The sequence below is a fragment of the Nocardia asiatica NBRC 100129 genome (genome assembly GCF_000308415.1).
Lineage (GTDB): Bacteria > Actinomycetota > Actinomycetes > Mycobacteriales > Mycobacteriaceae > Nocardia > Nocardia asiatica.
In genome coordinates this window covers 1-5,004 of record NZ_BAFS01000122.1, presented here as the reverse complement: position 1 = coordinate 5,004, position 5,004 = coordinate 1, and the positions used below count along the sequence as shown (strand labels likewise).

At 70.1% G+C, this 5,004-nt stretch carries 4 protein-coding genes; 2 read left to right on the top strand and 2 right to left on the bottom strand.

Annotated features, from left to right (window positions below):
- Together ON27_RS11335 and ON27_RS11330 are read left to right on the top strand one after the other, a co-directional pair.
- Positions 1 to 221: energy-coupling factor transporter transmembrane component T (locus ON27_RS11335; RefSeq protein WP_043724083.1), on the top strand; the 221-nt coding region annotated here is incomplete at its 5' end.
- Positions 214 to 1,620 carry an AMP-binding protein gene (locus ON27_RS11330; RefSeq protein ID WP_043724081.1) on the top strand — a complete coding sequence of 469 codons (1,407 nt, stop codon included), beginning with the start codon at positions 214 to 216 and terminating at the stop codon, positions 1,618 to 1,620. The genes ON27_RS11335 and ON27_RS11330, both read left to right, overlap by 8 nt.
- Positions 1,621 to 1,864: 244 nt before the next feature.
- On the opposite strand, the gene ON27_RS11325 is transcribed toward ON27_RS11330, so the two are convergent.
- Both ON27_RS11325 and ON27_RS11320 read right to left on the bottom strand, forming a co-directional pair.
- Positions 1,865 to 3,157: a phosphatase PAP2 family protein gene (locus ON27_RS11325; protein ID WP_051046440.1), complete on the bottom strand. Its 1,293-nt coding sequence runs from the start codon at positions 3,155 to 3,157 to the stop codon at positions 1,865 to 1,867.
- 132 nt (positions 3,158 to 3,289) lie between these two features.
- Complete coding sequence (locus ON27_RS11320; RefSeq protein ID WP_043724074.1) at positions 3,290 to 4,510, bottom strand: PucR family transcriptional regulator; 1,221 nt, start codon at positions 4,508 to 4,510, stop codon at positions 3,290 to 3,292.
- Between the last annotated feature and the right edge of the window lie 494 nt (positions 4,511 to 5,004).

Sequence of the window (5,004 nt, the reverse complement as noted above, 5' to 3'; positions counted from 1 at the left end):
GGGCGGGTGTCGATCCCGAGCGGATCGGTCTGCTGCTGGCGCTGGCCATCCGGTGCGTGCCGTTGCTGGCCGGGATCGTGCACGATGTCGCCGAAGCGCGGCGCGCGCGAGGGCTGCAGTGGTCGATGACGGCGCTGGTGACGCCGGTGCTGGTGCGCGCGTTGCGGACGGCCGACGCGATGGGCGACGCGCTCGCCGCGAGGGGAGTGGACGATGACTGAACTGCTCGCCGCGCGGATCGCTCGACAGGTCGCGGCGAATCCCGCGGCGCTCGCCGTGATCTCGGGCCGCGAACGGGTGGGCTACGACGAGTTCTGGTCGAAGGTCGTCCGCACTGCCGCCGGGCTGCACGGCATGCGGCGGGTGGCGGTGCTGCCCACGTCGGACGTCGAATCGCTGGTGACGGTGACGGCGGCGATGCACGCCGGAGTGAGTGTCGTGCTGCTGCACCGTCATCTGCTGCCCGCTCAGCTGAACCGGGTGCTGACGCTCGCCGCGCCGGGAGCCGTGGTCGCAGCGCCGCACCAGCATCGGCGGTTGCGGCGGCTGGGCTTCGAGGGCACCGTGCGAACCGCCGCCGCAGTGGCGTCCGAGGGGTCGGTGGGCCGGGTGGAGCCGGGCGCCGAGTTGCTGGCTGGCATCACCTCCGGCACCACGGGCGAGCCCAAACTGTTCGTCCGCGACCAGCGATCCTGGGCCACCACGCTGGATCGCTCCGACCGAACCTTCGACATCGGGACCGGCGATCGGGTGTCGGTGCCCGGTGTGCTGGACCACACCCATTTCCTCTACGGCGCGTTGCACGCTTTGACCCGGGGCGCGACCGTGGACCTGCGCCCGGCGCCGGACGCGTTGCGAGACGGTGCGACGCAGCTGTATTCGGTGCCGACGATCGCGTGGGATGTGGCGCGCGCGGGAATCGGGCCGGTGGGCAGTGTCCGGGAAGTGCTGTCTTCCGCTGCCCGGTGGCCCCGCACGGGACGGCAAGCGTTGCAAGAGGTTCTGCCGAACGCCTCGCTGGTGCATTTCTACGGTGCGTCCGAACTGAGTTTCGTCTCCTTCGATCGCGGACTCGGGGAAAGCGACGAGAAGTCGGCCGGTGAACTGTTCTACGGCGTCGAGGCGCGAGTTCGCGACGGCCTGGTGTACGTGCGCAGTGACATGCTGTTCGACGGCTACCTCACCGCGGAGGGCGTGGTCGGCGGACCGGTCGACGGGTGGATGACGGTCGGCGACCGGGGTGAGGTGATCGGCGACCGTCTGCGGTTGTTCGGCCGGGAGAGCGACATGGTGATCCGGGCGGGTCTCAACGTGGAACCCGCGTCGGTCGAAGCGGCGCTCACCGCGATACCGGGTGTCGCAGAGGCCGCCTGTGTCGGCGTGCCCGACGCGCGCATGGGGGAGGCGCCCGCGGCCGCGATCGTGGTGGGCGCCGGCGCACCGGCCTCCGACGAGATCTGGCGGCGGCTGCGCGCGACTTTGCCGAGTCCCAGCATGCCGGTGCAGGTTCTGGTGGTGGACAGGCTGCCGCGCACCCCGCGTGGCAAGCTCGATCGGGCAGCGCTGGCCGCCACACTGGCTGCTCGCCGGGGCGGTCGCGCTGCCGGGAACGATCGCTGACGTCGGCAGATCCGGCGGCCGCCCACGAACTTCGGCGCGACACGTGAGTGCGCCGCCGTGCCGACCCGCTCGCCGCTACCACCGCTACGCTCTGACGTGAGCGCGCCGCCGTGCCGACCCGCTCGCCGCTACCACCGCTACGCCCGGCACCCGGCGGTCGGCGACCGACGCGCGACGCCGCTGCGCGACCTCGGCTCGGCGGGACGGGCCATCCGTCGCCGGGCCGATGATCGGCGCGAGTAGCTCACAGACGCGCCGGACGGGATGATTCGACCGATGACGCGCCGAACCACGTGCTGTAGAACATGATCGCCAGCGCACCGAGCGCACCGAGGATCACGATCGCGAAGGGAATCGGATGCGTCGCCATCGGCACGGCGAGGAAGCGAATGCACAGCAGTACGGCTGCGCAGAGGGCGACGCCGAGGCTCACGCAACGGACGCGCCGGCGGTCCCAACCTCGATCGGGGTCGCGCAGCGCGGATTCGACCGTCAGGCACAGTGCCGCGCCCACGACCAGGTCGATGCCGTAGTGTGCGCCGAGGCCGAGCGTCGCGGTGAGCGTGCACACGAGCCAGAACGTACCGCCCCAGCGCAACCACACGGGGCCGCGCCGGGAGTGGATGAACAACGCCAGCGCCCAGGCGGTGTGCAGTGACGGCATGCAGTTGCGCGGTGTGATGCCGTCGAAGCGCATGGCCTCGATCGAGGACGGCACCGCCGGGACGACATCCGGCCACACGTCGGCGATCTCGAAGCCCAGCCCTTGTGGTCCGTACGCGAGTACCGGCCCCACCACCGGGAAGACCACGTACCAGATCGGCCCGACGACGCCGAGCGTCAAGAACGTCCGCACCAGGTAGTGCCGCGGCCACACACCGGCGGTCACGCCGCGCAGCTGCCAGGCCGCGACCAGCACCGCTGCCAGCGGAAGCTCGAAGTACACCCAGCGCACCACGCCCGTCGCGATGGGCCCCGCCGTTTCCAGCGCGCTCCCGACCAGCCACGACGGGCTGCCGAGGGCGCGGTCGGCGACTTGCACGTACGGGTCGAGGACCATCGGGCAGGCCCACGCGGTGATGTCCAGCCAGATCTCGCTGATCTTCGTCGCCGAGATCAGCAGCGCGCCGAAGGCGATGGTGCGCAACGCCGTACGCCGTCGCGGTCCGTCCCACCGCGTGAACGCGAGTACCGCCAGTGCGGTGAGCACGATGGTCGGGCCGTTGCCGACGGTGAACGGCCGTCCATCGGCCGCTCGGATCACCACGAACAGCAGATCGATGGCGATCGCGGCGGTGACCGCGCCGACGCGTGCGCGCATCGTGACGCCGACCAGGGCCAGCAGGAATCCCGCCCACGGCGTGGTCGCCGACTTCGGCGTGCCCGCGTAGTCGCGCGCCAGGCTGGTCAGCGGCCCGAGCGCCCCGATGTGCGCGGCCACGAGTTCGCCGCCGATCAGCGCGAGCACGATGACGGCGATACCGCACCACACGACCACCGGCCGGAGCCGACGCTCCTGGAGCTCCGCCGTGGCCACTCGCTCGCCCGGTGGGGTCAAGCTCCCTTGAACGTCGTTCACAAGCACCGAGACATCGTAAACACGACATTAACGGCACATGGACGGGGAGTTGCCCGCAAGCCGCTCGCGCCGTGCCGGCTCGCTACCCGCTCAGGTCGTGCGATACGTACGGGCCACCAGCGCCGAGCGCAGGTACCACAGGCCAGAGGGCTGGGACGGGTCGAATCCGGTGAGCTGTCCGATCCGCTTGAGCCGATAGTCCACCGTGTTGGTGTGCACGTGCAGGACGCGCGCGGTGCGCTGCCGGTTGAGGTTGTTGGCGATGTGGCGCTGCAGGGTCTCGAGCAGTTCGGGGTGCGCATCCAGCGGGTCCAGCAGCGAGCCCAGGTATTCCCGCCCCGGCCCGGGTCTGGTCAGCTGGTATTCCAGTGCCAGCTCGTCGAAGCGGTAGAGCCCGGCCACCGCCTGCAAGCGCTGCACCATGTCGAGCAGTTCGTGGGCTTGGTCCGCGGCGGTGGGAATCTTCTCGGGGGTGGCCTCGACCATGGTCGCGGTGACGCCCACCTGCGCGGCGTGCGACAGCTGGGTGACCAGCGTGTCCAGCTGCTCGTTGTCCAGATGGCCGGACGGGATGAGCACGGTGCCGCCGTCCACGCTCAGCAGCGACAGGGCGGCCTCGCCGCACCGGGTGGCCAGCTCGGCTTGCACCCGCCGCAGTTTCCGGCGTGCCACGACCTTGCCGTCCACCATCGGATTGCGCTCCTCGCGGTGCGGCGGAATCGCCACCGCCAGAACGGCGTACGAGGACGCGATGGCGATGCCGCATTCCCGCGCCATGGTGGAGGTGCTGTGGCCGCCCAGCAGCGCCGAGGTCAGCGTGTGCACGGCGGTGTGGTGTTCGCTGACCACCGCGCGCAGCTCGCGGACGTAGGCCATGGAGACCGCGGAGTTGATCATGTCGAGCATCTCCACGACCATCTTGGCGCCGTCGACGAGGTCGTCGTAGTCCTTCATGGTCGCGTCGGACACCACCAGGTCCAGGCCCATCTTGAAGCCCTCGTGGATCGAGTGGTGGATGGTGTCGATGGGCACGCCCTCGCGCGCCCATCCCGCGGCGGCGTCACCGAGCCGCTGAAGTTTCTCCGGTAGGTCCTTTCCGTCGAGCATGCTCACCGCCAGCTCCAGGCAGACCCGGGTGATGGTGGTGACGTCGCCCGCGATGGCGTCACCCGGTAGGGTGCCGCACGGGATGACGTTCTCGACGAAATGCCCGACCATCTGACGCGATAGCCCGCGAACGTCTTTCAGCGGGGACGACATCGGCTTGCCTGACAGGGTCAGGCTCGGCCGGGCCGAACTGTCGACGGACATTGGCGACTCCCTTCCGCCCACGATTGCTGTGCAGCGCATTCACACTAATCGGTTGATCTCCTTTGCGGACCCGATCCGCGGGTTCTGTGAGAGCCTGCGAGACCGGTCGGTAGCGGTTGTGAACGGTCACAGCAGCTGGACATATGACCGGTTTTCCATGGTGGTCCTCACGTCCCGGGCGCGGGCGCGCCCTCCCGTCACGGGTGCCGGGCGGCGGGAGCCGGTTCTACCGTTGCCGCGAGGCAGGGCCGACATGCCGGTAGGATCACCCGCGCCGTGGCCCGGTGAGCAGGGTCTCGGCCCGTGTCGTGTCCTGGATGGTGTGCGGTGCCCGTCCACCGTGCGTGGCGCGGCGGGAAGACAGTGATGACGCGACGATAGGGGCAGGGCGATGAGACCGGCTCTGAGATGTCTTGTCTGGGAATTGGACAACACCTTGTGGGACGGTGTCGTGTGCGACGCGACCGTGGGCCCGTTGCGACCCGCCGCGCTGC